At 63.8% G+C, this 25,136-nt stretch carries 17 protein-coding genes and 2 pseudogenes; 9 read left to right on the top strand and 10 right to left on the bottom strand.

The features are described from left to right. The first annotated feature begins 55 nt into the window (after positions 1-55). Together FJ958_RS04390 and FJ958_RS04395 are read left to right on the top strand one after the other, a co-directional pair. Positions 56-679, top strand: coding sequence for a DUF922 domain-containing protein (locus tag FJ958_RS04390; protein ID WP_140739881.1), 624 nt, complete (start codon positions 56-58; stop codon positions 677-679). Between the two features lie 220 nt (positions 680-899). After that, positions 900-2,381: an MDR family MFS transporter gene (locus FJ958_RS04395; protein WP_140739882.1), complete on the top strand. Its 1,482-nt coding sequence runs from the start codon at positions 900-902 to the stop codon at positions 2,379-2,381. Between the two features lie 130 nt (positions 2,382-2,511). Here FJ958_RS04395 and FJ958_RS04400 read toward each other — a convergent pair whose 3' ends face one another. The 3 genes from FJ958_RS04400 to FJ958_RS04410 form a co-directional block, all read right to left on the bottom strand. Then, entirely contained in the window at positions 2,512-3,543 is a 1,032-nt protein-coding gene (locus tag FJ958_RS04400) for an NAD(P)/FAD-dependent oxidoreductase (RefSeq protein WP_140739883.1), read from the bottom strand. 83 nt (positions 3,544-3,626) lie between these two features. Further along, positions 3,627-3,947 (bottom strand): 2Fe-2S iron-sulfur cluster-binding protein, encoded by a 321-nt coding sequence (locus FJ958_RS04405; protein ID WP_140739884.1) that lies wholly within the window; start codon positions 3,945-3,947, stop codon positions 3,627-3,629. Positions 3,948-4,046: 99 nt separating this feature from the next. Further along, entirely contained in the window at positions 4,047-4,415 is a 369-nt protein-coding gene (locus tag FJ958_RS04410) for an Hpt domain-containing protein (RefSeq protein WP_140739885.1), read from the bottom strand. A 273-nt stretch (positions 4,416-4,688) separates the two neighbouring features. Between FJ958_RS04410 and FJ958_RS04415 the strand changes: the two genes are divergently transcribed. Next, positions 4,689-11,396, top strand: a complete 6,708-nt coding sequence (locus FJ958_RS04415) for a kinesin (RefSeq protein ID WP_140739886.1) — start codon at positions 4,689-4,691, stop codon at positions 11,394-11,396. Between the two features lie 94 nt (positions 11,397-11,490). Further along, positions 11,491-11,771 (top strand): annotated as a pseudogene (locus FJ958_RS31890) (exonuclease); the annotation flags it as partial. 28 nt (positions 11,772-11,799) lie between these two features. On the opposite strand, the gene FJ958_RS04425 reads toward FJ958_RS31890, so the two are convergent. From FJ958_RS04425 to FJ958_RS04440, 4 genes are all read right to left on the bottom strand, one after another. Further along, complete coding sequence (locus FJ958_RS04425) at positions 11,800-12,396, bottom strand: ABC-type transport auxiliary lipoprotein family protein (RefSeq protein WP_140739887.1); 597 nt, start codon at positions 12,394-12,396, stop codon at positions 11,800-11,802. Positions 12,397-12,484: 88 nt separating this feature from the next. Next, positions 12,485-13,858: an MlaD family protein gene (locus FJ958_RS04430; RefSeq protein WP_140739888.1), complete on the bottom strand. Its 1,374-nt coding sequence runs from the start codon at positions 13,856-13,858 to the stop codon at positions 12,485-12,487. Between the two features lie 14 nt (positions 13,859-13,872). Beyond that, positions 13,873-14,682 (bottom strand): ABC transporter ATP-binding protein, encoded by an 810-nt coding sequence (locus FJ958_RS04435; protein WP_140739889.1) that lies wholly within the window; start codon positions 14,680-14,682, stop codon positions 13,873-13,875. A 1-nt stretch (position 14,683) separates the two neighbouring features. Further along, positions 14,684-15,871 (bottom strand): ABC transporter permease, encoded by a 1,188-nt coding sequence (locus FJ958_RS04440; RefSeq protein WP_140739890.1) that lies wholly within the window; start codon positions 15,869-15,871, stop codon positions 14,684-14,686. Between the two features lie 77 nt (positions 15,872-15,948). Between FJ958_RS04440 and dgcA the strand changes: the two genes are divergently transcribed. Continuing rightward, positions 15,949-16,932 (top strand): N-acetyl-D-Glu racemase DgcA, encoded by a 984-nt coding sequence (gene dgcA, locus FJ958_RS04445; RefSeq protein WP_140739892.1) that lies wholly within the window; start codon positions 15,949-15,951, stop codon positions 16,930-16,932. Here the strand turns inward: dgcA and FJ958_RS04450 are convergent. Continuing rightward, positions 16,903-18,056, bottom strand: a pseudogene (locus FJ958_RS04450) (MFS transporter). The gene dgcA and the pseudogene FJ958_RS04450 overlap by 30 nt on opposite strands. Here FJ958_RS04450 and FJ958_RS31895 point away from each other — a divergent pair. Next, positions 18,012-18,218: a hypothetical protein gene (locus FJ958_RS31895; RefSeq protein WP_246679482.1), complete on the top strand. Its 207-nt coding sequence runs from the start codon at positions 18,012-18,014 to the stop codon at positions 18,216-18,218. The pseudogene FJ958_RS04450 and the gene FJ958_RS31895 sit on opposite strands and share 45 nt — an antisense overlap. A 25-nt stretch (positions 18,219-18,243) precedes the next feature. On the opposite strand, the gene FJ958_RS04455 is transcribed toward FJ958_RS31895, so the two are convergent. Continuing rightward, positions 18,244-19,059: a UDP-2,3-diacylglucosamine diphosphatase gene (locus FJ958_RS04455; protein ID WP_140739895.1), complete on the bottom strand. Its 816-nt coding sequence runs from the start codon at positions 19,057-19,059 to the stop codon at positions 18,244-18,246. A 119-nt stretch (positions 19,060-19,178) separates the two neighbouring features. Here FJ958_RS04455 and FJ958_RS04460 point away from each other — a divergent pair, with 119 nt between their 5' ends. The 3 genes from FJ958_RS04460 (at position 19,179) to FJ958_RS04470 (ending at position 23,731) form a co-directional block, all read left to right on the top strand. Continuing rightward, a complete protein-coding gene (locus FJ958_RS04460) occupies positions 19,179-19,958 on the top strand; it encodes an SDR family oxidoreductase (protein ID WP_140739898.1) in 780 nt (259 codons plus the stop codon). Positions 19,959-20,134: 176 nt separating this feature from the next. Next, a complete protein-coding gene (locus tag FJ958_RS04465) occupies positions 20,135-22,459 on the top strand; it encodes an NADP-dependent malic enzyme (RefSeq protein ID WP_140739901.1) in 2,325 nt (774 codons plus the stop codon). A gap of 72 nt (positions 22,460-22,531) precedes the next feature. Further along, positions 22,532-23,731 carry a DUF2865 domain-containing protein gene (locus FJ958_RS04470; protein ID WP_140739904.1) on the top strand — a complete coding sequence of 400 codons (1,200 nt, stop codon included), beginning with the start codon at positions 22,532-22,534 and terminating at the stop codon, positions 23,729-23,731. Here FJ958_RS04470 and gltX read toward each other — a convergent pair. Further along, a complete protein-coding gene (gltX, locus tag FJ958_RS04475; protein ID WP_140739908.1) occupies positions 23,649-25,022 on the bottom strand; it encodes a glutamate--tRNA ligase in 1,374 nt (457 codons plus the stop codon). The two genes, FJ958_RS04470 and gltX, sit on opposite strands and share 83 nt — an antisense overlap. Positions 25,023-25,136 lie beyond the last annotated feature (114 nt).

The following is a 25,136-nucleotide window of genomic DNA, read 5'->3' on the forward strand; positions in this document are numbered from 1 at the left end:
GATCAATTCCGTTGCGCCGGCAACGGCCGTAAAGCAAGGTGACTGAAGAGGCAACATGATGAAACGATCCCTGCTCTGCGCATTGCTGCTTGCCGTGACCGCCATTCCGGCGGACGCGGCCAATCTGGTGAAGACATACAGCTATTTTTCCGTTGGCGGCAGCACCCTCGACGATATCGAGGCGCAGCTTTCCAAACATGGGCCGCAGGTCAAAAGCACGGGCTTGCGCCATCCTGGCGCGACCCAGATGGCCTTCACCACTCGCATCAGCTACGCCACGCGTGCCGGCTCCTGCCGGATCGCGGATGCCGTCGTGACCATCAAGGTCAAGGTGATCCTCCCCGAATGGCGCCGCCCACGCAAAGCCGATGCCGATGTGCGGCTGTTCTGGGATACGCTGGCTGCGGACATCAAGCGCCATGAGGAGCGCCATGTCGAGATCGCCAAGAACCATGCCCGCGAACTGGAAGACGCGCTGAAGGCGACGTATCCGCAGAAGGATTGCGATGCGGCAAAGGCCAAGGCCGCCGAAATCACCGCCGCCATTCTCGCCAAGCACGACCGCGCCCAGGTGCAGTTCGATCGCGTCGAAAGCGTCAATTTCGAAAGCCGCATCCTGCGGCTCCTGCATTATCGCGTCGAGCGCATCAAGAACGGCCAGCTGCCGCCACCGGCGTGAATTCCTCTGCACGCCGGTGCAAGCCAACCGAGCCGAAGCGTAGTGCCAGCTTCGAAAAATTTTCGAGCGGCAGTCGAAATCGGCCTATAGGGAACGAGATATCACGGGTTGACAGGGCAAAACCCTCGAAGCACGAGCACCAGGACCGATCGCACGGCGGATGCATCAGGCAAGCCCAAGCGGTGATCCCAACAGTGCGCAAGCACATGGACAAAGGACTATGGACCAGGCTGTCGACAAGCAGACAATGGCGGCTGCAGCCACACCGCTGAGCGAAAGCGAGAAGAACGCCATCATCGGCGGCGTTCTCCTGTCGATGCTGCTGGCAGCGCTTGACCAGACCATCGTCGCGCCGGCAATGCCGACCATCGGGCGCTCACTTGGCCATGCCGAATACCTGCCATGGGTCGTCACCGGCTACCTCTTGACCGCAACCGCCGTGGCCCCGCTCTACGGCAAGATTTCCGACGTTTATGGGCGCCGGCCGACCGTCTATGCGGCGATCCTCATCTTTCTTGCCGGATCGCTGGTCAGTGCACTGGCCCCCAACATGTTCGCGCTGGTCCTGGGACGCGCGGTCCAGGGTGCCGGCGGCGGCGGCCTTTTCGCGCTGACGCAGACCGTGGTCGGAGATCTTGTCCCGCCGCGCGAGCGGGCGCGCTATGCGGCGTGGTTCTCCGGCACCTGGGCCGTCGCCAGCGTCGCCGGGCCGCTGCTGGGCGGCACCTTCGCGGAACATCTGCACTGGTCGCTCATCTTCTGGATCAATATCCCGCTTGGTATTTTGGCGATGGCGATCATCAACAAGCCGCTCAAGAAGCTGCCGATCGCCGCCAAGAATCACAGCATCGATGGTCTTGGCGCATTGCTTCTCATCGTGGCCACGGCACTGCTGCTGCTGGCGCTGAACTGGGGCGGCAGCGCCTATCCCTGGATATCGCGGGAAGTCATCGGCGTCCTGATCTGCTCCGCGCTTTTCTGGGTTGCCTTTGCCCTGCGGCTGATGCGGGCGGCCGAACCACTCATCTCGCTCGAGGTGCTGGGCAACCCGATCGTCCTGGCCGGCACTCTGTCGATGTTCCTGCTGCAGGCCTCCAGCGTCGGCCTTGCCGTCTATCTGCCCGTCTATCTGCAATCGATGCTTGGCCTGACGGCCAGCGAATCGGGCATTGCGATGCTTGGCCTTCTGCTTGGAACCGTGGGCGGCGCGGCCTCCAGCGGCCGCCTGATACCACGCTTCACCCATTACAAGCGCATCGCGATGGTCGGCGTCTTCTTCGCCATTCTGTGCCTTGGCTTGCTCGCCCTTGTCGCCGGCCATGCATCGCTGCTTGTCGTCGAAATCCTGACCATCTGCGTGGGATTGGGAACCGGGACGACATTTCCGGTGACCACGGTTTCCGTGCAGAACGGCGTCGACCACATGCATCTTGGCGTCGCGACGGGCGTGCTGACCTTCCTGCGTTCGCTGGGCAGTGCATTGGGTGTCGCGATGCTCGGTGCCGTGGCTCTGGGCTTTGGGCTGCCGCTGGCCGGCGAAGGCGTGCAGATGGCCGGACATGTTGCGTCGGCCCAACCCTTCGTGATGATCTTTCTCGTCGCGGCCGCCACCTTGGTGCTGGGGCTCATCACGCTGGCGCTGATGCCCGAGAAAGAGCTTCGCGGCCATGTCGACACTCCGGCGCCGATCCTGGCGGAGTAGAACTGGAGCAATTCCAGGAAAATGTGAACCGGTTTTTCCGGGAGAAGCGCGCAGCGCTTTCCCAAGGGAACCGCGTCAAGACAAAGAGTTACGGCAATTCGCTGTTTCCATGAAACGGTGAACGGCCTAGCTAGCCGGAAACGCCGAGCTTCTTCTGCAGGCTGGTGGACGAGGTCGTATACTGGAATACGATTCGCTCCCCCGGGTTGACGATGCGTTTGGCCGCCTGCGCCATCAGCGCCACCTCGTGGAATCCCGACAAGATCAGCTTCAGCTTGCCCGGATACCAGTTGATGTCACCGACGGCGAAGATCCCGGGCACCGAGGTCTGGAACTTCTCGGTATCGACCGGGATCAGATTCTCGTGGAGGTTGAGCCCCCATTCAGCGATCGGCCCGAGCTTCATCGTCAGGCCGAAGAACGGCAGCATGCGCGTGCAGGGCACTTCGATGTCGCCGTCCGGACCGCCTTTGATTGTAGCCGATGACAGCAGCCCGTCGGCGCCGGCGAGCCCGCTCACCTGGCCGACCCTGAATTCCAGTTGCTTCATCTCCTGCATGGCGTACATCTTGTTGACGCTGTCGGGCGCCGCGCGGAACTCAGGCCGGCGATGCACCAACGTCACGCTTTTGGCCACCGGCTGCAGGTTGAGCGTCCAGTCGAGTGCCGAATCGCCACCGCCGACAATGACAAGGTCATGGCCGCGAAAATCCTCCATGCGCCGCACCGAATAGAAGACGCTTTTGCCTTCATAGGCTTCGATGCCGGGAATCGGCGGGCGTTTGGGCTGGAATGAGCCACCGCCAGCGGCGATCACCACCACCTTGGCCTCGAACACCTCGTTCTCGTCGGTGGTGACGCGAAAGCTGCCGTCTTCCAGTGTATCGAGGCTGGAAACCATGCGGTTGTAGGTGAAGTCAGGCTTGAACGGGTGGATCTGCTCGAGCAGCTTGTCGACCAGTCCCTGTGCCGAGATCGAAGGCCAGCCGGGGATGTCGTAGATCGGCTTCTCCGGATAGAGCTCCGCGCACTGGCCGCCGGGCTTGTCGAGAATGTCGATCAGGTGGCACTTCAGGTCCAACAGGCCGAGTTCGAAGACGGCAAACAGGCCGACCGGCCCTGCCCCGACAATGAGGACGTCTGTCTTGATGATGCCGGTCATGCGGTGTGCCCTCGCTGCTGGATTGGCGCGAGACTGCATGACCGCCGGCCTGCTGCCAAGCGGCGGCAGGAAAAATTCGGCTTTCAGCCCTGGCGCTCTGGTACCCGCACCACCAGGCCGTCGAGTGCGTCGCGCACCTTGATCTGACAGGACAGCCGCGAGTTCGGCTGCACGTCGTAGGCAAAGTCCAGCATGTCCTCTTCCATCGCTTCCGGCTCGCCGACTTCCGTCGTCCACGCCTCATCGACATAGACATGGCAGGTTGCGCAGGCACAGGCGCCGCCGCACTCCGCCTCGATCCCTGGTACGGCATTGCGGATGGCGTTTTCCATGACCGTCGAGCCGTTTTCGGCATCCACGTCGAATTGTGTGCCGTCATGGGCGATGAAGGTCAGCTTGGTCATTTGTCACCTGAAGGGAGTTTCCGCCGAGATAATCACTCTGGCAGACAAGTCAACTGCCGCGCGAAAGCGCCGCTCGGTGACGTTTTTCCGCAAACTGGATCAGCGACTGATGGCGGCGATGAAATCGCGCACTTCGTCGATCAGCGTGCCAAGCCGCTTCAGTGTCTGGCCGTCATCAGGCCGACGCTCGATCTCGGTGGCGCAATCGGCGATGGCGAAGGCGCCGACACCGCGAGCCGACCCCTTCAATCCATGAGCCAGCAGAAGCCGGTCCTTGAGGTCGGCATCGACTATTTTGTCGCGCACCGACAGCGCCTGCTGTACAAACAGCGCCAGCACTTCCTGCTCTAGGCTGCGGTCACCCATCGTCTGCCGGGCAAGGTGTGCCAAATCGACCGGCCTGGACCGCCCCGTTCCCGATACGTCGCCCCCGGGCATTGAGAAGGCAATGCCGCTTTCGCCACGCATGAACTCGAACTCCGTTTTCTTCGGCCGCCTGAAAAAACTAGGCGAATCCAATGGACAACGGGTTAACGAATGGCCCGGAAAAATGTTGCGAAAACGGCGCCCAAATCACAGTTCCGTTAACCTTATATTTAAAGTTTTACGTATCCCGCGGAATGCATGTTTTCTTTACCCCCCTGTGTCATTACGATACGAGGGTCCATTTTCAGCCTCCTGCGCGGGGGTACCACAAACAGAATTATAAGCCCGCGGCAGCTAGTACAGGGTAGCGAAGGCATGGCGAAGAAACCAACGACGACGACGACCAGAACTCTCGACAGCGATGTGGCCAGGGAGCTCGAAAAAGCGCTCGATATCGACCTCAGCGGTGATCTCGGCAGCGGCGACCTCGATATCGCGGCTTCGATGGAAGATCTGGAAGCGCAGATATCCCAGGCCGCCGACGAGCTGGCCCGCGAGGGACGTAACCAGAAGCCGGCTCCCGCCGCCAATCAGGCCGAGGCCGCTCAGCCCGCGCTCAAAACCCAGCCCGCGCCCAAGCCCACCGAACTGCGCCCTGTGGAAACACGCAATGGCGGCCAGCCCGCGGCGGGCTTCGCGCCTGCCAATGACGATCGCCAGAAGGATTACAAGACGCTCCTGCACAGCCTGAACAAGCGTGCCTCCAACACCGTCTATTGGGTCATTGCCTTTGTTTCGCTCGCCTGGATCGCGGGCGCCGCCGGGCTGGCCAACCTGCTTTTTGGAGCGAGCATCTGGCATATCCGCACGCTTGACCAGTTCTTTGCCCGTCCCGAGCTGATTGGGCTTGCGGTCGCGGCGATCGTGCCGGTCATCCTGTTCTGGGCCTTCGCGGCGATGATTCGCCGTGCCCAGGACATGCGCATCGCCGCCCAGTCGATGACGGAAGTGGCCTTCCGCCTGACCGAGCCGGAAAACATGGCTCAGGATCGCGTCATGATGATCGGCCAGGCCGTTCGCCGCGAGGTGGCGGCCATGGGCGAAGGCATCGAACGCACGCTTGCCCGCGCGGTGGAGTTGGAAACCCTGGTCCACAGCGAAGTCAACCAGATCGAGCGCTCCTATACGGAAAACGAGAACCGGATCCGTTCGCTCGTCGACGGGCTCGGCAGCGAGCGCGAGGCGGTCGTCACCCATGCCGAGCGCGTCCGCGCCTCGATCGCCGGCGCGCATGAGACGCTCAAAGACGAAATCGGTGCCGCCAGCGACATCATTCGCGACAGCATCCTCAACGCATCGACCAAGCTGTCGATGACGATCACCAATTCCGGCGACACGCTGATCGACCGCATCAACGAAAGCTCTCTGTCGATCTTCGATTCGGTGGAAGGCCGGCTTGATACCATCACCGACCGGCTGTCGACCTCCGGCGAGGCTTTCGCCAGCCTGCTCGACACGCGCATTGCCAAGCTGACGGATACGACGGACGGCCTGACCCGGTCGTTGACCGATCTGCTCGACGATCGCACCACCGGCATGGTGTCGCTGCTCGGCGGCGCCGCGCGTACCCTCAATTCGGAATTCGAGGCCAGCCTCAACGGCATCGAGCGCACGCTCGCCGAACGCGGCCAGGCATTGATCAGCGAATTCCAGACCCGCGCCGAGGCGCTGGACACCGGCACGCAGAAACTCAACGCGGCACTCGAGGCGCGCGCGCGCCAGATCAACGAGACGCTGGTCGAACGCGCCCGTGAAATCGCCCACACCTTCGCCGAGAGCAAGGATACGCTGGCCGCGATGATCGATCAGGGCAAGACCCAGATCGGCGCCGACATGGCCGACATCGTCACCTCGACATCGAGCATGCTGGAGGCCCGCGCCAGCGATTTCGCCGGGCGCATGGAAGCGGCGCGTCATGTCGTCTCGCGTTCCTTCGACGCCGATATCCAGCGGCTCGCCGACGCCCGCGCCGGCATCGAGGAAGCCGTCGAAAACCACAGCCGCAAGCTGTCGGAAAGCCGCGAGCGCATGGCGGCCGCCATGGAGGCGGATCTGGCGAAATTCGCCGAAGGCCGCGAAGGCATCGATGCGGCGGTGACCGACCAGGTGCAGAAGCTGGCCGAAGGCCGCAACCTGATCGCACGTGCCCTCGAAGAGGATCTGCGTAAGGTCAACGAATCGCGCGCTGCCATCGATGCGTCGCTCGGCAGTCATCTCGAAAGGCTGGAAGAAGGCCGCAACCGGCTCTCGCTGGCTCTCAATGAAGACTCCGGGAAGCTTGTGCAAGCCCGTACGATCATTGATGAAATGGTCGCCGGACATGTCGGTAAGCTGGCCGAAGGCCGCAACATCCTGTCGCGCGCCCTGGAAGCAGATCTAGGCAAACTGTCGGACAGCCGCGCCAGCATCGACGGCCTGGTCGCCGACCAGGTCGAGAAGATCGCCGAAGGCCGCGCCGTGCTCGCCAAGGCGCTCGAAAACGACATTGTCGGCATCAAGAGCCTGATCGAGACCCACTCGGCAAAGCTGGCGGAAGACCGCAGCCAGCTTGGCCGTTCGCTCGAGAACGACCTCTCGGGCATCAGGACCCTGCTCGACGATCATTCGGGAAGGCTTGCCAACGACCGCAGCCTGCTGTCGCAGACGCTCGAAGCCGACCTTGCCAAACTTGCCGAAAGCCGCTCGAGCATCGACGGACTGGTCGCCGGTCAGGTCGAGAAGCTGGCCGAGGGCCGCGACATTCTCAAGCGCGCGCTGGAATCGGACCTCAACACGATCAAGGGCGTCATATCCAGCCAGTCGGAAAAACTGGCGGAGGACCGCGGCCAGCTTTCGCGGGTCCTGGAAGCCGACCTGCAGAATGTGAACAGCGTCATCGCCGATCACATGAACAGGCTGGTTCAGGATCGTTCGACCTTGTCGAAGGCTCTCGAGGACGACCTTGCCAAACTGGCCGACAGCCGTTCCAGCATCGACGGGCTGGTCGCCGGCCAGGTCGAGAAGCTGGCCGAAGGCCGCGACATCCTGCGGCGGGCGCTGGAAGCCGACCTCAACACGATCAAGAACACCGTTGCCGACCAGTCGCAGAGGCTGATCGATGACCGCGCCCAGTTCGCCCAGGCCCTCGAGGCTGATCTTGAAGGCGTCAACAGCCTTGTCCAGGGCCATGCGGAAAGGCTTGCACAGGACCGATCGACACTTTCCAAGGCATTGGAAGACGATCTCGCCAAACTGGCCGAGAGCCGCTCGAGTATTGATGGTCTGGTTTCGGGCCAGGTTGAGAAGCTGGCCGAAGGCCGTAACATCCTCAAGCGTGCGCTCGAGGCCGATCTCGATACGATCAGGGGTACCGTTGCCGATCAGTCGCAGAAACTGGTGGATGACCGCGTACAGTTCGCCCGGGCTCTCGAAGCCGACCTTGAAAGCGTCAACGGCTTGGTGAACAGCCACGCCGAAAGGCTCGTCCAGGATCGCTCGACCCTGTCGAGGGCGCTCGAGGACGACCTTGCCAAGCTGGCTGAAAGCCGTTCGAGCATCGACGGTCTGGTCGCCGGCCAGGTGGAGAAGCTGGCAGAAGGCCGCGATGTTCTCAAGCGCGCCCTCGAAGCCGATCTGGCCAAGCTGGCCGAAAGCCGCTCCAGCATCGACGGCCTGGTCGCAGGTCAGGTGGAGAAGCTGGCCGAAGGCCGCGACATTCTCACGCGCGCCCTCGAAGCCGATCTGGCCAAACTGGCCGAAAGCCGCTCCAGCATCGACGGCCTGGTCGCCGGTCAGGTGGAGAAGCTGGCCGAAGGCCGCGACATTCTCAAACGCGCGCTCGAAGCCGATCTGCAGAAGCTGACCGAGAGCCGCGGCGACATCGATGACATCATCTCCGGCCATGTCGGCAAGCTCGCCGAAGGCCGCAACATGTTGAGCCGCGCTCTGGAAGACGATCTCGGCAAGCTCGCCGAGACCCGCAAGGATGTCGATCGTTCCCTGTCCGGCCACATCGACCAGATCGCTGCCAGGAGCACCGACATTTCGGCCGCGATCGCAGCCGATGTGGACAAGATCGAGCAGGCGTTCAGCCGCCAGACCGGTATCATCGAGGAACGCGCCGGGACCATGGAGCGCGCGCTCTCGACCGGTGTCGACAATGTTCGCGGCGTACTCGAGAGGAGCGCGGTCTTCGTTGCCGGCGCATTGCGTGAAAAGGTCCTGGAAGTCACCAGCGCGCTGCATGAGCAGGCCGGCGCGGCCTTCAGCGACGCGGATCGCAAGATCGCCGAGCGCGCCGAACAGACGTCCGCGGCCCTGTTGGCGCGGGCCGAAGACATTGCCCGTACCTTCGAGGAGGCCGATCGCCGCCTCCACGCCCGTGCGGAAGATACGTCGAACGCCTTGCTTGCCCGTGCCGACGATACCTCCAGCTCCCTGCTGGCCCGTGCCTACGAAACCGCCGATCAGCTGGCTGCCCGTGCCAGCGAAATCGCCGGCACCTTCGACAGGGCGGACCAGAGGCTCGCCGCGCGCACCCAGCAAACCGCCGATCAGCTAAACGCCCGTGTAAGCGAAATCGCCGGCACCTTCGACGCGGCGGACCAGAAGCTCGCCGCGCGCGCTCGGGAAACCGCGGATCAGCTTGCTGCCCGGGCCCAGGAAACCGCCGATCATCTGGCTGCCCGCGCGGGCGAGATCGTCGGTACGTTCGACGACGCCGACCAGAAGCTGGTTGCCCGTGCCGTCGAGACGGCACAGTCGCTGGCCGCCCGCGCCGGCGACATCCTGCGTAACTTCGAAAGCGCCGACCAGAGGCTCGGCATGCGTATCGGCGAATCGGCCGAGGCGCTCGCCGCCCGTGCATCCGATCTCGGCCGTATCTTCGACGCCGCCGACCAGCAATTGGTCGCGCGCATCGCGGAAGGGTCGGACGCGCTGTCCAACCGTGCGTCGGAAATCGGCCGTATCTTCGACGAGGCGGACCAGCGTCTGGTTACGCGCATCGCCGACAGTTCTTCGACGATCGGCGAGCACGCGCAGACCATCGTCGGTGCTTTCGCCAGCACCGAGCAGAGGGTCGCCGACCGTGCGCGCCAGACCGGCCAAGAACTGGCCGTGCATGCCCGCGAAATTGAGCAGGCGCTTGCCGGCGCCGACGAGCGTCTGGCATCGAGCGCGGCGGCCGCGGCCGCTCGCGTCGAGGAGCAGATCGCCGGGGTCGAGAACCGGCTCGCCAACACCACGGAAACGATCGGCCAGAGGCTCAACGAGCAGGTTTCGACCGCCGAGGCACAGCTCGTTTCGCGCGCCAATGTGATCGCGGAGACCTTTACCGCGGTTGGCCAGCATATCGGCCAAAGCACCAACGACGCCGCCAAGACGATCGGCGCCAATACCCGCGAGCTCAACTCCATGCTCGCGGCGAGGTCGGCCGAGATGTCGAAGATCCTCGATGAGACCGCACGGCCGTTGGTCGAGCGCTTCGCCCAGGGTGGCTCCGAACTGCAAAAGAGCATGGAAGAGGTCACCGAACGCGCCGCCGAGAAGCTGCGCAGCGAGAATGCAGCTCTCGTCAACGCGCTCGCCAGCCGCACCGCCGAGACCTTGTCCGCGGTCGAAGGCGCCCGCTCGTCGCTGTCCGACAGCGTCGCCGACCTCATCGGCCGTATGACCAAGTCCAGTTCGCAGCTCGGTCAGTTGATCGAGCAGGCCGCGGTCAATCTCGGCCAGGTCGACGAACGCCTGACGGGAAGCACGCAAAGCTTCGCGGCCACCACCGAAAAGGCGGCCCAGACCTTTGCCAGCTCGGCGCGCCTGGTCGATTCCAACACCACAAGGCTGACGGAGCTGTCGTCGTCGACCTTGCGCGAGGTGGCATCGATCGCCACCAAGTTCGACGAGCATAGCCGCCTGCTGGCCAGCGCTTCGGACCTCCTGAGCTCGGCCCAGAGCAACCTCGAGCACACGCTGGAAAGACAGTCGTCGCTTGAAGATCTCGCCGTTGGCCTGGTCAAGAAATCGGAGGACCTCGAAAGGGTCATGCGCTCCTTCGAAAACCTCGTCGGCCAGACGTTGCAGAACGCCGAGGGCAAGACGCTGGAGTCCGCCGACAAGATCCGCAACGCCATCACCGATGTCGTCGATTCGGCCACCAAGCGCTTCGCCGATGCGACCGAGGAGATGCGTCGCACCGCCGGCTCGATCAAGAGCGAACTCGACCTCACCCGCGCCGAACTCAAGAAGGGCGTCATCGAGATGCCGGAAGAGGCAAAGGAATCGACCTCTGCCATCCGCCGCGCCGTCTCGGAGCAGATCAATGCCTTGAAGGAGCTTTCGGACATCGTTGCGAAGTCCGGTCGCGGCGGCGACGCCTCGGAGCCGCGCGGCCTGCGCCCGGCGCCGCAAGCGCCGGCGCCACGCGCCGCCGAACCACCGCGTCGTGCCCCGGCACCGCAGCCGGAACTTCGTGCGCCGCAGGCGCCGCTGGGCGGCACGGTGCTGCGCGGCACGCTCGACCTCGAGCGCCCGGCCGAAGCGGCATCGCGCCCGCGCTCCGACGCCAGTGCCCGGGCGCCACAGGGCGGCTGGGTGCGCGATCTCCTGACCGCGGCATCGAACGACGCGGACCTCAGGCCCACGGCACCGGCAGCGCCCGCGGAAGCACCGCGCGCAACCCCTGCCCAGCGCTCGCCGTTGCATGTCGTGGAATCGCTGAACTCGCTCTCCGTCGACATCGCGCGGGCCATCGACCACGATGCCTCGATCGAGTTGTGGAACCGCTATCGGCGCGGCGAGCGTGACGTCTTCACCCGCCGGCTCTACACGCTGAAGGGTCAGCAGACATTCGACGAAATTCGCCGCAAGTATCAGGCCGAGGCCGAATTCCGCGCCGCCGTCGACCGCTACTGCGACGACTTCGAGAAGCTGCTCAAGGATGTGTCGCGCAACGATCGCGACAACATCATGGCCCAGACCTATCTCACGTCGGATACCGGCAAGGTCTACACCATGCTGGCGCACGCCAGCGGCCGCCTGCACTAAGCCAGGAATTGAACAGGCGGGGCCATGGTCCCGCCTGTGCCTGAACTAAACTTTTCGGCGCATGCTGACCCTGTTCCCATGGGGCGCTGTTCTGTCCTGGGACAAGGACGAACTGAACATGATCGCCATCAGTTGCTATTCGCGGGCATTTCCCCTTCCATCCCGGCCACCCGGTTTGGCAACGCCGTAAAGCTCGCGGTTGGGATACCGATCAAGGATTTGGCCAGGACGCCGAGCAACAAGCTTGCGGACCATTATGGCGTCGACCACCCGCCGTTGCAGGGACACGACGCGCTCGACGATGCGCCGTCCCCGATCTACACCTTGCAGCACCTGATGAAGACTGGAAAGCTGCGGCCTGATGCCTTCGAGCGCCGGCAGAAAGCGTCGCCGCCCCTGGCGCTCAGATCACCGAATCGGTCCAACGAACGATCTGCTTGGCGGCATCCCCGAACGCGCTGTCGAGCGCACTGACATAGGCGGAATTGCCGCGCCCCGAAACGGGCGCGGTCGCGGTGAAGCTCTTGGAAGCGCGCACCTCGCCATTGCGGTCGTTGAGGATGCGCACGAACAGGTCAACCTCGGCGTGTTCGCCGCCCTCGACGCGCACTTCGAAGGATCGGATCTCGACAATCACCTGGTAATCGATCGCCAGCCCCTCGCCCGGCTTGCCGACGCCGGCAAAACTGCCCGAGCGCTGGAACGTCTCGGCCAACCGCGCCTGCACGATCAGCGGCAGCCGGTCAGCCCATTGCGCGCCCTTCAGATACTGGATCGAGCGGTCGGAGGGCTTGATGACGATGTTCTGGCTGTCCAGCGCCTTGAGCGCCGAAGGCTGCGCAATCAGGATCTGGCGACGGCTGTGGCCATGTGCCTCGACCGAAGGTGCCGACAGCTCAAACGTGTCGAGCGGCGCGGGTCCGCCGCCCGGCAGAGCCGCGCAACTGGCGAGGGCCAAGGCAAGCAATGCCACGCCCGATCTGGACACAATCGACTTCACGCACGCCCCCTACTATCCCCGTTATTTATCGACCTCAAAAATAACCTACATCCGCAATGATTGTTTCTGGGGCGAGCAGACGCCCAAGTCAACGCCGCGCCCTGCCGTCGAACTGCCGAACCTCGCCTTCGCCACCCGAGAGAATGCGCTGCGGGTTGCGGCTGAGATCTGTCACCGCCTCCTCGATGCGGCTGATCGAACGGCGGCTGTCCTGCACCAGCGCCTCGACGTTCGAAAGGCCCTGGCCCGAAAAGCGCGCCAGATTGTCGGTGATGGTCCCAAGCCGCGCATTCAGCGTATCGGCAACCTGCTTGAATGATTTCAGCGTCGCCCTGGCATCGGCCATCACGCCATCGGCCTGGCCCGATCCGAGCAAGGTGTCGACCCTGGCGAGGATGCCGTCGACACGCACCGAAGCATCGTTGAGCCGTTGCGCAAGCTGCTTGGCGTCCTTGATGGTCTGGTCGATATCGTCGGCGCGGTTGGCGAACTTGTTGGTCACGACGGCGATATCGGCGGCGGCCTTGTTGGCGCTTTCACTGGCCTTCTGGATGTTGGCCAAAGCCGTACGCACCTGCGTCGGGTCGATGCCGTCGAGCACCCCGTCGACCTTGGCCAACGTGCCTTGCGTCTGCTTGGCGAAGTCATTGACCGACCCGACCGCGGTATCGACATTCCTGATGACGCCGTCGAGCTGCCGTGACGTTTCCTTGAGGTTCGCGGTCACGGTATCGACATTGGCCACGATGCTCTTGATCTTGTCCTTGTCGACGGCATTGAGCAGTCCTTCCGCCGCCTTCAACGTGCCGTCGAGTTTGCCGGACACACCCTTCAACTCGTCGGAGAGCGCGCTGACGCTGGACAGGAACTTGTCGATGCCGTCGGAATTCCTGGCCAGCGCATCGGAGAAGGTCTGAACGTTGTGCACGGTCTGCGTCAGCGGTCCGCGGACATCCTTGGTGAAGCCCTCGAGTTCGCTCAGCACCTTGTCGGCGCGGTTGAAGATGTTCTGCGCGGTCTGCAGCAGATTGGTCACGGCCGACGGGTTGGCGATGATCTCAGCGACCTTGCCTTCCTTTTCCGCCTGGTCGAGCAGCTTCACTTCCTTGGGATCGGCGCCCTTGAGTTCGATATTGGCCTGACCGGTAAGACCGGCAAGGCCGATATCGGCCTGCGTCGACTTGGTGATCGGCGTCAGCCGATCGATCTCGGTGTCGGCGATGGCGACAGTCGGATTGTCGACGTCGATATAGACACGCTTGACGTCACCGACCTTGACGCCGTTGAACAGCACGAAGCTGCCGCGGCCGAGGCCGGAAGCCGAGCCCGGGATGCGCACGCGCAGCAGGGCCGTCTCCCCCCTGTCACCGATCGCGGCCGTCCAATAGACGAAGCCGAACGCCGCCAGGATCGCAACCAGCGTGAAAATGCCGACAATGACGTAGTTGGCTCTGGTTTCCATTGCTTCACTTATGGCTATGCACGCGTGGCAAGATCAAGTTGCCGGGCGCGTTTTCCGCGGAAATAGGATTTTACCCACGGCTCCTCGCTCCTCAGCATGTCGTCGATTGTGCCCTCGACCAGCACCTTTTTCTTGCCGAGCACCGCCACGTGGTCGCAAGCGGTGAACAGGGTGTCCAAGTCGTGCGTGACCATATAGACGGTCAGATCCATGGTGTCGCGCAGCTTGACGACGAGTTCGTCGAACTCGGCCGCGCTGATCGGGTCGAGGCCGGACGTCGGCTCGTCGAGGAAAACGATGTCCGGATCGAGCGCCAGGGCGCGCGCAAGCGCGGCACGCTTGATCATGCCGCCGGAGAGCTCTGACGGGAATTTCTGCGCCGCATCCGGCGGCAGCCCAACCAGCTCGATCTTGAGCAGCGCCAGCTCGTCCATCAGCTTCTTCGGCAGGTCGAGATATTCGCGCATCGGCACCTGCACGTTCTCCAGCACGGTCAGTGCCGAAAACAGGGCGCCATGCTGGAACAGCACGCCAAGGCGCATGTCGATGCGCAGCCGCTCGATGTCGCTTGCCTTGTCGACATCGACCCCGAACAGCCGGATCGTTCCGGACTGCTTGGGCATCAACCCGAGAATGGTTCGCAACAGGACGGACTTGCCGGCGCCCGACGCACCGACGAAACCCAGGATCTCGCCGCGTTTGATGTCGAGCGACAGCTTGTCGAGGATCTGCTTGTCCTCGATGGCAACCGTGACGTCGCGCACCGAGAGCACAATTTCGCTCTCGTCCTGCTCCTGCGTCGTCGCCCCATTGCCCTTCGCCATCTTAGAACTCGATCGCTGCGTAGAACATGGCGAAAAGCCCATCGAGGATGATGACGACGAAGATCGACTTCACCACCGAGGCGGTCACGTGCTGGCCGAGCGACTCGGCGCTGCCGCCGACCTTCATGCCTTCGACGGAAGCGATGGTGCCGATGATCATCGCCATGAACGGAGCCTTGATCAGTCCGGCAAAGATGGTGCTGAGATCGATGGCGACGCGCAGCCTGTCGAGGAAAGCGGCCGGTGGAATGTCGGAATAGAGCCAGGCCGCGACGATGCCGCCGCCGAGTGCGGCGAAGTTGGCGATGATCGTCAGGCACGGCAAGGCGATCACCAGCGCAACCAGGCGCGGAAAGACCAGGACGCCGATCGGATTGAGACCGATGACCTTCAGCGCGTCGACCTCCTCGCGCATCTTCATCGAGCCGATCTCGGCGGTGATCGCGCTGCCGGAGCGGCCGGCGATCATGATTGCCGTCATCAGCACGCCGAGTTCGCGCAGGATCAGCACGCCGACGAGGTCGACGACGAAGATATCGGCGCCGAAATAGCGGAGCTGATAGGCGCCTTGCTGGGCAACGATGGCACCGACGATCGCCGACATCAGCACCACCACCGGAATGGCGCCGACGCCCATGCGATCGATCTGGTTGAAGATCGCCGCCGGGTTCACGGCATGGCCGCGGCCGAGCTTCATCTGCGCGCCGCGGATGGTGGCGCCCAATATGTTCATCGAGGCGAGGAAATCGTCGCGCATCTCGTAGACGCGCCGGCCAACCGCCTCCAGGGCACGAATGATGATGTTCGGCGGCGGCGCCGGTCCCGATTCGGGCTCGCGGCGCACGGCTTCGCCCACGGCGTCGAGCAGGATCGAAGCGATCTCGCTTTGACCCTGCAACTGGACCTCGACGTTCTTCTTCTCGAAGACGCTGACCAGCCGGTCGATCAGCCAGGCGCCGGCGGTATCGATTTTCTCGATTTTCGAAAGATCGAGGGCCAAGGTCTTGAAACCGCTTCGTTTCTCGATCTTGCGCATGTCGGCGTCGATCAGCGCGACGGTCCGTGTGGTCCAGATCCCGGAGAACGCGCAACCGAGAACGCCGCCCTCCTCGCCGACCGCCACGCGTGGGTCGTGGTCAGCCTCCGAGGCGGTCGTACCGCTTGCGTTGCGCTTGCCTATGGTCAACATGGCGTCCTGTTTAGCCTGATGGGTCCGATCTTGTCGATTTGCCGACAACCCTTCTCGCATAGCCGGAGCAGAAAAATATGGCGCGTGTCATTTCGGTCGAGGCGGAACGTTTCCCGATCGCCGGAACCTTCACCATTTCGCGCGGCTCCAAGACCGAGGCCGAGGTCATCACCTGCACGATCCGTGAAAACGGGCATGTCGGGCGCGGCGAATGCGTTCCCTACAAGCGCTACGGCGAGACCATGGACGGTGTGCGCGACGCAATAGAGGCGATGCGCGAACAGGTTGCCGGCGGCATGGATCGGACCGCCCTGCTCTCGGCCATGGCGGGCGGCGCCGCGCGCAACGCTGTAGACTGTGCCCTTTGGGATCTCGAGGCAAAGATCAGCGGAATACCGGTGGCCGACGCCATGCATGCCGTTCCGCTGTCGAGCCTCGAAACAGCCTATACATTGTCGCTTGCCGAACCGGAGGCGATGGCGGCGCAGGCGCGTGCCAATGCCATGCGGCCTCTGCTCAAGGTCAAGATCGGGGGCGAAAACGACATGGCCAGGATTCGAGCCGTCACGGAAGCTGCGCCGCAAAGCCGTATCATCCTCGATGCCAATGAGGGGTGGACCGACGAGAACATTGAGGCCAATCTCGCCTTTGCCGCACAACATGGCATCGCGCTTGTGGAACAGCCCCTGCCCGCCGGACACGACGAGATCCTGCGCCGGATTGCGCATCCGGTGCCGATCTGTGCCGACGAAAGCGTGCATGAGACAAAGGACCTCGGTTCGCTGGTCGGCCTCTATGACGCGGTCAACATCAAGCTCGACAAGACGGGCGGCCTGACGGAGGCGCTCGTGCTTCGCGACCGGGCTCGGGATCTGGGGGTCGGCATCATGGTCGGATGCATGGTCGGCACATCGCTGGCGATGGCACCGGCGGTGCTGCTTGCGCAAGGAGCCGACTTCGTCGACCTCGACGGCCCGCTGCTGCTTGCGCGCGACCGCCAGCCGGGCCTGGTCTACAAGGGTTCGCTGGTCTCACCGCCGGACCGGGTGCTGTGGGGCTGACCGCGCGGCAAGCCAGATCAGCACCAGGCCGACGATCGCGATCGGGATCATCGCCAGGAAACCGTCGACCCCGAAACGGTCATAGAGCGGACCGGAGGCGAGCGTGACGGCGGCCATGAAGAAGCCGTTGAAGAAATAGGCGATGCCTTGCGCGGCGCCCGTGCGCTCTTCCGAGACGGTCTCGCCGATCATTTTCTGCAGGCCGATCAGCACCATCGCGACGGACACCGAATGCAGAGACTGCACGGCGAAGAAGCCGGCGATGCCAAGGCCGAGCGGCCATACCAGTGGAAAGATGATCCAGCGCACAATCGACCCGATGCCGGCGATGACCATCACCCTGACGACGGGCACGGAGGCAAAAATGCGGTTGAAAAACAGAAACATGCAGACTTCGGACACCACGCCCCAGGCCCACAGCAGGCCGACGACCGAATCGCTGAGGCCGATCGACTTCCAGTAGATGGAAACGAAGCCGTAGAGGAATGCGTGGCTGGCGGTGATGATGCCGACGCCAAGGGTGAAGTAGAGGAAATAGGCGTTGAACAGGCTCGGCGCCGCGTGCTGGATTTCCACGGCCGACAGCGGCGACGCCTTGCGCGGCCGTCCCATGCGCGGCGCCGCCAAGCCCGCGACGAGTGCCGCGCCAAGGGCCAGGAATATGATGACCGGAACGGCTTGAGGGCCGGTGGCCGCCAGGATGAAGCCCCCCGCGACATTGGCGCAGAGATAACAGATCGACCCCCATTTGCGCATGCTGGCGTAGTTCGAGCCGAAGCGGCGCACGCCCGAAAGCGCAAGCGAATCGGCGATCGGCGAATGCGCGTCCAGACGATGGTCAGCGCCAGCGACACAGCCAGCACCGCCGCGTAGGTCGGCGTGAGAAAATACCCTGCTGACAAAAGCAGCGCGGCCGCCACCAGCGCGACATAGATATCGGCGCGGTCCCTCGCCCGATCGGCGAGTGTCGTCAGCAACGGCGTCGTCACCACGCGCATGAACATGGGCGCCGCCAGGATGACGGCGATCTGCTCGGCGCGAAACCCCTTGGCCTGCAGCCAGAGGGGGAAATAGGGCAGATGCGTGCCAAGCGACAGGAACAGCGTGCCGAAGATCAGGCTCATGCGCAGTTCGAAATGACGCGGCTTGACGAGCTGTTCTGGGGAAAGCGGCGGCAGGGACATGAATCGATCCAATCACGCCGCAATCGATCGGCCGATCAGCAGCGTGGATCGACCCTTAACATAGCGGAAAACCGGGCGAAACCGGTTGGACTAATCGATTAATGCCGAACTCTCGTGGGAATTCGGCTCAAGCCGCCTGCACGACCCGATCTTCGATGAGCAACGGGATGAAAGGCTCGTCCGGCGCCTCGGGCAGGACATGCGCCCAGGTCAGGATTTCCATCCGGCCGTCGAAATGTTCGACCACGGCCGTGCAGCTCTCCACCCAGTCGCCGGTGTTGATGTAGCGCACGTCCTCGAAATTCTCGATCGCCGCATGGTGGATATGGCCGCAGATGACGCCGTCGACATGCGAGCGGCGCGCCTCCTCGGTGAGCACGGTCTGGAACGAGCCGATGAAGTTGACCGCCTTCTTGACCTTGACCTTTGCCCAGGACGAGAACGACCAGTAGGGCAGGCCGAGCAATTGGCGCAGCCGCGTCACCACGCGGTTGACGATCATCGCGGCGTCATAGGCATGATCGCCGAGATAGGCGAGCCAGCGCTGATTGTGGACGACGGTGTCGAACTGGTCGCCATGGATGACGAGCAGGCGCTTGCCATCGGCGGTTTCGTGGATCGCACGGTCGGCGACGACGATGCCGCCGAAATGCACGCCCTGGAACTGGCGAGCGAACTCGTCATGGTTGCCGGCGATATAGGTAATGCTGGCGCCCTTGCGCGCCTTGCGCAGCAGTTTCTGTACGACGTCGTTGTGGCTTTGCGGCCAGTGCCAGCTGCGCCGCAGCCGCCAGCCGTCGACGATATCACCGACCAGATAGATGATGTCGGCGTCATGGTAGCGCAGGAAATCGATCAGGAACTCGGCCTTCGCCGCCTTCGAGCCCAGATGGACGTCGGAAATGAACATGCTGCGGAAAGTGCGGGGCTCTTGGCCTGACATCGCGATTTCACCCTTGCTTTCGAGCAGCCTATGCCCCGATTCATGCAACAACCGTATGACGGTTGCGATTGGTCCAGCGCTGGCGCTAGCCTGACGGGCAAATCACAGGAGAAATCGTCATGGATCTCGGCATCAGGGGAAAGAAGGCAATCGTCTGCGCTTCGAGCAAGGGGCTTGGGAAAGGCTGTGCCATGGCGCTGGCCGAAGCCGGTTGCGATATCGTCGTCAACGGCCGCAACGCGGAGCTGGTGGCGAAAACCGCCGCCGAGCTGCGCCAGCGCTATGGCGTGACGGTGATGGAAGTCGTCGGCGACGTTTCGAAACCGGAGGTGCAGAAGGCGCTGCTTGCCGCCTGTCCCGAACCCGACATCCTCGTCAACAACAATGGCGGGCCGCCGCTTCGCGATTTCCGCGAGCTCGATCGCGCCAAGATCCTCGAAGGCGTCACCCAGAACATGGTGACGCCGATCGAGCTGGTGCAGGCCGTCCTCGATGGCATGGCGGCGCGCGGCTTCGGCCGTATCGTCAACATCACCTCACTGTCGGTCTATGTCCCCATCCCCGGCCTTGACCTGTCGTCCGGCGCGCGCGCGGGCCTGACCTCGTTCCTTGCCGGCGTGGCGCGAACGGTGATCGACCGCAACGTCACCATCAACTCTCTCTTGCCCGGCAAGCTCGACACCGACCGGCTGCGCGGCCCGCACGAGGCCGGCACGGTCGAGGATCCCGCCGCGGCCGCGGCGCGCAAGACCCGCATCAGCGCCGATGTGCCGGCCAAGCGACTCGGCACGCCGGAGGAATTCGGCCAGATCTGCGCCTTCCTGTGCTCGGTTCATGCCGGCTATCTGACCGGACAGAACATACCCGTCGACGGGGGTCTCTACGTCAGCGCCTTCTGATCGGAGGGGCGGCAAAGCGGCGCGACTCATCTGGCATGAAACAGCCGCAAGTACCTGATATATAGTGATTTTCGACGCGCCGACCCATAAAGCCACCGGCGCGTCAATTAGCGTCGCGAAAACCGCTGACCTCATGCTAAAAGGACTCTCGAAGCAGGTTTCGAGGGAGCGGCCGCATGGAAGGCGAGAACAAGAAAACAGCACGTTCGGACCTCGACGAAGCCGCCCTCTACTTCCACAAGCACCCAACGCCGGGAAAACTTGAGATCCAGGCCACCAAGCCGCTCGGCAACCAGCGCGACCTGGCGCTCGCCTATTCGCCCGGCGTGGCCGCCCCCTGCCTCGAAATCCGCGACGACCCGGCGACCGCCGCCGACTACACGGCCCGTGCCAATCTGGTGGGTGTCGTCTCCAACGGCTCGGCCGTGCTGGGCCTCGGCAATATCGGCCCGCTGGCCTCGAAGCCGGTCATGGAAGGCAAGGCGGTCCTGTTCAAGAAATTCGCCGGTATCGATGTCTTCGACATCGAGATCGACGCCCCGGAGATCGAGCGCATGGTCGAGACCGTCGCCGCTCTCGAGCCCACTTTCGGCGGTATCAACCTAGAGGACATCAAGGCGCCGGAGTGTTTTGAAGTCGAGGAACGGCTGAAGGCCCGCATGGGCATACCGGTGTTCCACGACGACCAGCACGGCACCGCCATCATCGTCGCCGCCGCCGTGCTCAACGGGCTGGAATTCGCCGGCAAGACCATATCGGACATCAAGATCGTCACCTCCGGCGCGGGTGCGGCCGCGCTCGCCTGCCTGAACCTCTTGGTCTCACTTGGCGCCAAGGTCGAAAACATCTGGGTCACCGACCGCTTCGGCGTCGCCTACAAGGGCCGGGCCGACGAGATGGATCGCTGGAAAGACCCCTATGTGAAGGACACCGAGGCGCGCACGCTTGCCGATGTCCTCCCAGGCGCCGACGTTTTCCTCGGCCTTTCGGCGGCGGGCGTGCTGAAGCCGGAACTGCTCGAGCATATGGCGCCGAAGCCCTTGATCCTGGCGCTGGCCAACCCCAATCCGGAGATCATGCCGGAAGCGGCGCGCGCGGCGCGTCCCGACGCCATGATCTGCACCGGCCGGTCCGATTTTCCCAACCAGGTCAACAACGTGCTCTGCTTTCCCTACATCTTCCGGGGAGCGCTCGACTGCGGTGCCAGCGCCATCAACGAGGAGATGAAGATGGCCGCGGTGCGGGCCATCGCCGCCCTTGCCCGCGAGGAGCCATCGGACGTCGCCGCACGCGCCTATTCCGGCGAGACGCCGATCTTCGGACCCGAATTCCTGATCCCCTCGCCCTTCGATCCGCGTCTCATCCTGCGCATCGCGCCGGCGGTTGCCAAGGCGGCATGCGACACCGGTGTCGCCACACGGCCGATCACCGACTTCGCCGCCTATGTCGACAAGCTCAATCGCTTCGTCTTCCGCTCCGGCCTGGTGATGAAGCCGGTGTTCTCGTCCGCCAAGGCTTCGAGCGCCAAGCGCGTCATCTATGCCGATGGCGAGGACGAGCGCGTGCTACGCGCCGCCCAGGTGGTGCTCGAGGAAGGCATCGCCGAGCCGATCCTGATCGGCCGTCCGCATGTCATCGAAGTCAGGCTGAAACGCTACGGCCTGCGCATCAAGCCGGGCGTCGATTTCGGCCTGATCAACCCCGAGGACGATCCGCGCTATCGCCACTATGTCGACCTCCTGATCGAACTCGCGGGCCGGCGCGGCGTGACGACGGAGGCCGCGCGCACGATGGTGCGCACCGACAATACGGTGATCGCGGCCCTGGCGCTGAAGCGCGGCGATGCGGACGCCATGGTCTGTGGCCTCGAAGGGCGCTTCGAGCGGCATCTGCGCAACGTCACGCTGATCATCGGGCCGCGCACCGGCATCAGGGACCATGACCTGTCGACGCTGTCGATGCTGATCTCGCAGCGCGGCATCATCTTCCTTACCGACACCCACGTCTCCGTCGACCCGACGGCCGAGGAGATCGCCGAGATGACCGTGCTGGCGGCGGAGGAAATCCAGCGCTTCGGCATCGAGCCGAAGGCAGCGCTGCTCTCCCATTCCGACTTCGGCTCGCGCGATTCGCCGAGCGCGCTCAAAATGCGGCAGGCGGCGGCGATCCTGGCGCGGATCGCGCCGGAACTGCAGTGCGACGGCGAAATGCATGCCGATTCCGCTTTGTCGGAACATCTGCGCCAGCGCGTCTATCCGCATTCGCGCCTGAAGGGCGAAGCCAATCTCCTGGTGTTCCCGAACCTCGATTCGGCCAACATCACGCTGACGGCACTGCGCGCCATGATGGACGCGCTGCATGTCGGACCGATCCTGCTCGGCACCGACAAGCCGGCGCACATTCTGACGCCTTCGGTCACGTCACGCGGTGTGGTCAACATGACGGCGCTGGCCGTGGTCGAGGCCGCGCACAAGGCACAGGCGATCGCCAACCTGGGCTGAGCCAAGATTTCGCGGTAAACTGCGATTAACCGCGAACACGGTAGCCTTGCGGACGATGGCGGAGTTGGGCGGATGACAGGCGGAGGGTGGAAGCAGGCGTATGCTGCCGTGCTGCTCGGCCTCTTCCTGTCCGGCGCCGCGATCACCGAGCCACAGGCCGCCTCGCGGGTCTGCCGCCAGTTGGAGGCCGATCTTGCCGCGGCTTCGCGCGGCGGCGGCGGTCCGGCAATGATCCGGAAATACGATGCAGCGATCGATAGGCAGCGCCAACAGATATCGAGGGCGCGCGATCAGGCGAGCAGCGCCGGGTGCGGGTTTTCGCTGTTTGCCCGCAACATCAATCAATGCGCCGGGCTCAACGCCACCATCGAGCGCATGAACGCCAATCTCGACAGCCTGCAGGCCAAGCGTGCACAGCTCGCCGGCGGCGGCTCACGCCATGATCGTGGCCGAATCCTGGCGGCGCTCGACGCCAATGGCTGCCGCGACGACGCTGCTCCCCAACGCCGCGCTCCGCAGCAGGACGCCGACCGTGGGGAAGACGACAACACGAACCTGTTCGACCAGCTTTTCGGCGGCGACAGCCGACAGGTCGATACATTGGACCAGCCCGTTGATTCCGGCGAGGAGCGCAACATCCGCCGCGTCCTGAACCTGTCCGGCACTCCGGATTTTCAGGGCACGGGCGGCGAATTTCACACCACCTGCGTGCGCACCTGCGACGGCTATTTCTTTCCCATGTCGAACGCCGCCTCGGCCAGCGATTTCGAACGCGACCAGAAGAATTGCGAATCGAGCTGTCCCGGCACCGAGATGCAGGTCTTCTATTCGCGCGGCATGGATGATGATTCGGCCTCGATGACGTCATCGGTCACCGGCAGGCCCTACAGTGAATTGCCGACCGCCTATCTCTACAAGCAGTCCAACATGTCGCGGCCGCCGGCCTGCGGCTGCAACGCCGCGCAGAATTTCCAGATCATTGGCGGCAATCCGTCGAACCCGACGCAACCGCAGCCCGAAGCGGCCGCGGCGCCTTTCGTTCCCGTTCCGGCCTCCAAGCCAGATCCGGGTGCCGACCCGGAAACGCTGGCCAACAGAGAAGGCGGGCTCGACCGCGAAGCCATCAAGCGGCTTTCCGCGAAGCCTGTGACGTCGCCCGTCTCAGCCCTGCCGCCGGAGCAGCGTAAGGTCAGGGTCGTCGGGCCAACGTTCCTTCCCGACCCATCAGCGGCAATAAATCTGCAAGCTCCGGCCCCGAAGGCCGTCCAGTAAGGGCAAGTCTGAGCGGCATGAACAGCCCCTTGCCCTTGCGCCCGGTCGCTTCCCTGATCTTGCCCGTCCAGTCCTTCCAGACCGTTCCGTTCCAGGGCTCCTCTGGCAGGATATCAAAGGCCTGATGCAGAAAATCGCGATCGTCGGCGGAGAACTCGGATCGCTCCGGCGGCCCCTCGCGCAGGATGCGCCACCAGCCGACCGCATCAGCGAGCCGGTCAAGATTGCCGCGCACCGCCAGCCAGAAGGGTTCTGCTTGTTCGCCGGAGATACCAAGCACCATCAGCCTGTCTCGTGCCTCGTCGAACGGCATATGGTGCAGCAGCACGCGGTTGAGCACGAAAAGCTCGTCCGGATCGAACTTGGCCGACGATTTCGACGTCGCGGCCGGGTCGAAATGACCGGCTAGTTCGGTCAGGTCATGCGCGGCCGCGACGTTTTCCGAAGTCCCGACCAGCACGGCCAGCGAAGCGACGGCCATCGGCTCGATGCCATCCTCGCGCAGGCTTTCAATGGACAGCGCCCCGGTGCGCTTCGACAGTCCCTCGCCCGACACGGTGGTCAAGAGATTGTGGTGGCCGAAGACCGGCGGTTCGGCGCCCAGCGCCTTGAACAGAGCGATCTGCACGCCGGTGTTGGTGACATGGTCGTCGCCGCGGATGACGTGGCTGACTCCCATATCGATGTCGTCGACGACGGATGGCAGCGTGTAAAGGTAGGTGCCGTCCTCGCGCACCAGGACCGGGTCGGACAGGGAGGCCAGATCGACGGTTTCCTCGCCACGCACCAGATCGTTCCAGTGGACCTCGGTACGCTCCGGCTGCTGTGGATCGCCGGTGAAATTGGGCAGCAGGAAGCGCCAGTGCGGCCTGCGGCCATCGGCCTGATATTCGGCAATCTGATCGTGGGTCAGCGCCAAGGCCTCGCGGCCGTAAACCGGCGGCAGGCCGCGCGTGCGGCGCACTTTGCGCCTGAGATCCAGTTCCTCCGGCGTTTCGTAGCAGGCGTACAGAACCCCCGCCGCCTTCAGCCGCTCGACCGCCGCGTCATAGACCTCGAAGCGCCGCGACTGATATTCGGTGGCGTCCGGGAAAATGCCCAGCCAATGCAGGTCGTAGAGGATGGCGTCGGAGAATTCCTGCTTCGAGCGGGCGATGTCGGTGTCGTCGAAGCGCTGGATGAAGCGGCCCTTGTTGTTCACGGCAAACAGCCAGTTGAACAAAGCGGTGCGCGCATTGCCGATATGGATGCGGCCGGTCGGTGACGGAGCGAAACGAACGGTAACTGTCATGAGCGGGGCGTACCGGATGCCTTTGTGATTGACAAGATGCGCCCCCGCACCGTGCCGCAGACATAGAACATGGCGCGCGTGTTGAAAAGACCGGGGCCATGCGTCACGCATGGC

It is taken from the genome of Mesorhizobium sp. B2-3-5 (genome assembly GCF_006442395.1).
GTDB lineage: Bacteria > Pseudomonadota > Alphaproteobacteria > Rhizobiales > Rhizobiaceae > Mesorhizobium.

Excerpts from the sequence above, each read along its gene's own strand:
- FJ958_RS04390 (WP_140739881.1), top strand. The coding sequence starts at position 56 with ATGATGAAACGATCCCTGCTCTGCGCATTGCTGCTTGCCGTGACCGCC.
- FJ958_RS04395 (WP_140739882.1), top strand. The coding sequence starts at position 900 with ATGGACCAGGCTGTCGACAAGCAGACAATGGCGGCTGCAGCCACACCG.
- FJ958_RS04400 (WP_140739883.1), bottom strand. The coding sequence starts at position 3,543 with ATGACCGGCATCATCAAGACAGACGTCCTCATTGTCGGGGCAGGGCCG.
- FJ958_RS04405 (WP_140739884.1), bottom strand. The coding sequence starts at position 3,947 with ATGACCAAGCTGACCTTCATCGCCCATGACGGCACACAATTCGACGTG.
- FJ958_RS04410 (WP_140739885.1), bottom strand. The coding sequence starts at position 4,415 with ATGCGTGGCGAAAGCGGCATTGCCTTCTCAATGCCCGGGGGCGACGTA.
- FJ958_RS04415 (WP_140739886.1), top strand. The coding sequence starts at position 4,689 with ATGGCGAAGAAACCAACGACGACGACGACCAGAACTCTCGACAGCGAT.
- FJ958_RS04430 (WP_140739888.1), bottom strand. The coding sequence starts at position 13,858 with ATGGAAACCAGAGCCAACTACGTCATTGTCGGCATTTTCACGCTGGTT.
- FJ958_RS04435 (WP_140739889.1), bottom strand. The coding sequence starts at position 14,682 with ATGGCGAAGGGCAATGGGGCGACGACGCAGGAGCAGGACGAGAGCGAA.
- FJ958_RS04440 (WP_140739890.1), bottom strand. The coding sequence starts at position 15,871 with ATGTTGACCATAGGCAAGCGCAACGCAAGCGGTACGACCGCCTCGGAG.
- dgcA (WP_140739892.1), top strand. The coding sequence starts at position 15,949 with ATGGCGCGTGTCATTTCGGTCGAGGCGGAACGTTTCCCGATCGCCGGA.
- FJ958_RS31895 (WP_246679482.1), top strand. The coding sequence starts at position 18,012 with ATGCGTGCCAAGCGACAGGAACAGCGTGCCGAAGATCAGGCTCATGCG.
- FJ958_RS04455 (WP_140739895.1), bottom strand. The coding sequence starts at position 19,059 with ATGTCAGGCCAAGAGCCCCGCACTTTCCGCAGCATGTTCATTTCCGAC.
- FJ958_RS04460 (WP_140739898.1), top strand. The coding sequence starts at position 19,179 with ATGGATCTCGGCATCAGGGGAAAGAAGGCAATCGTCTGCGCTTCGAGC.
- FJ958_RS04465 (WP_140739901.1), top strand. The coding sequence starts at position 20,135 with ATGGAAGGCGAGAACAAGAAAACAGCACGTTCGGACCTCGACGAAGCC.
- FJ958_RS04470 (WP_140739904.1), top strand. The coding sequence starts at position 22,532 with ATGACAGGCGGAGGGTGGAAGCAGGCGTATGCTGCCGTGCTGCTCGGC.
- gltX (WP_140739908.1), bottom strand. The coding sequence starts at position 25,022 with ATGACAGTTACCGTTCGTTTCGCTCCGTCACCGACCGGCCGCATCCAT.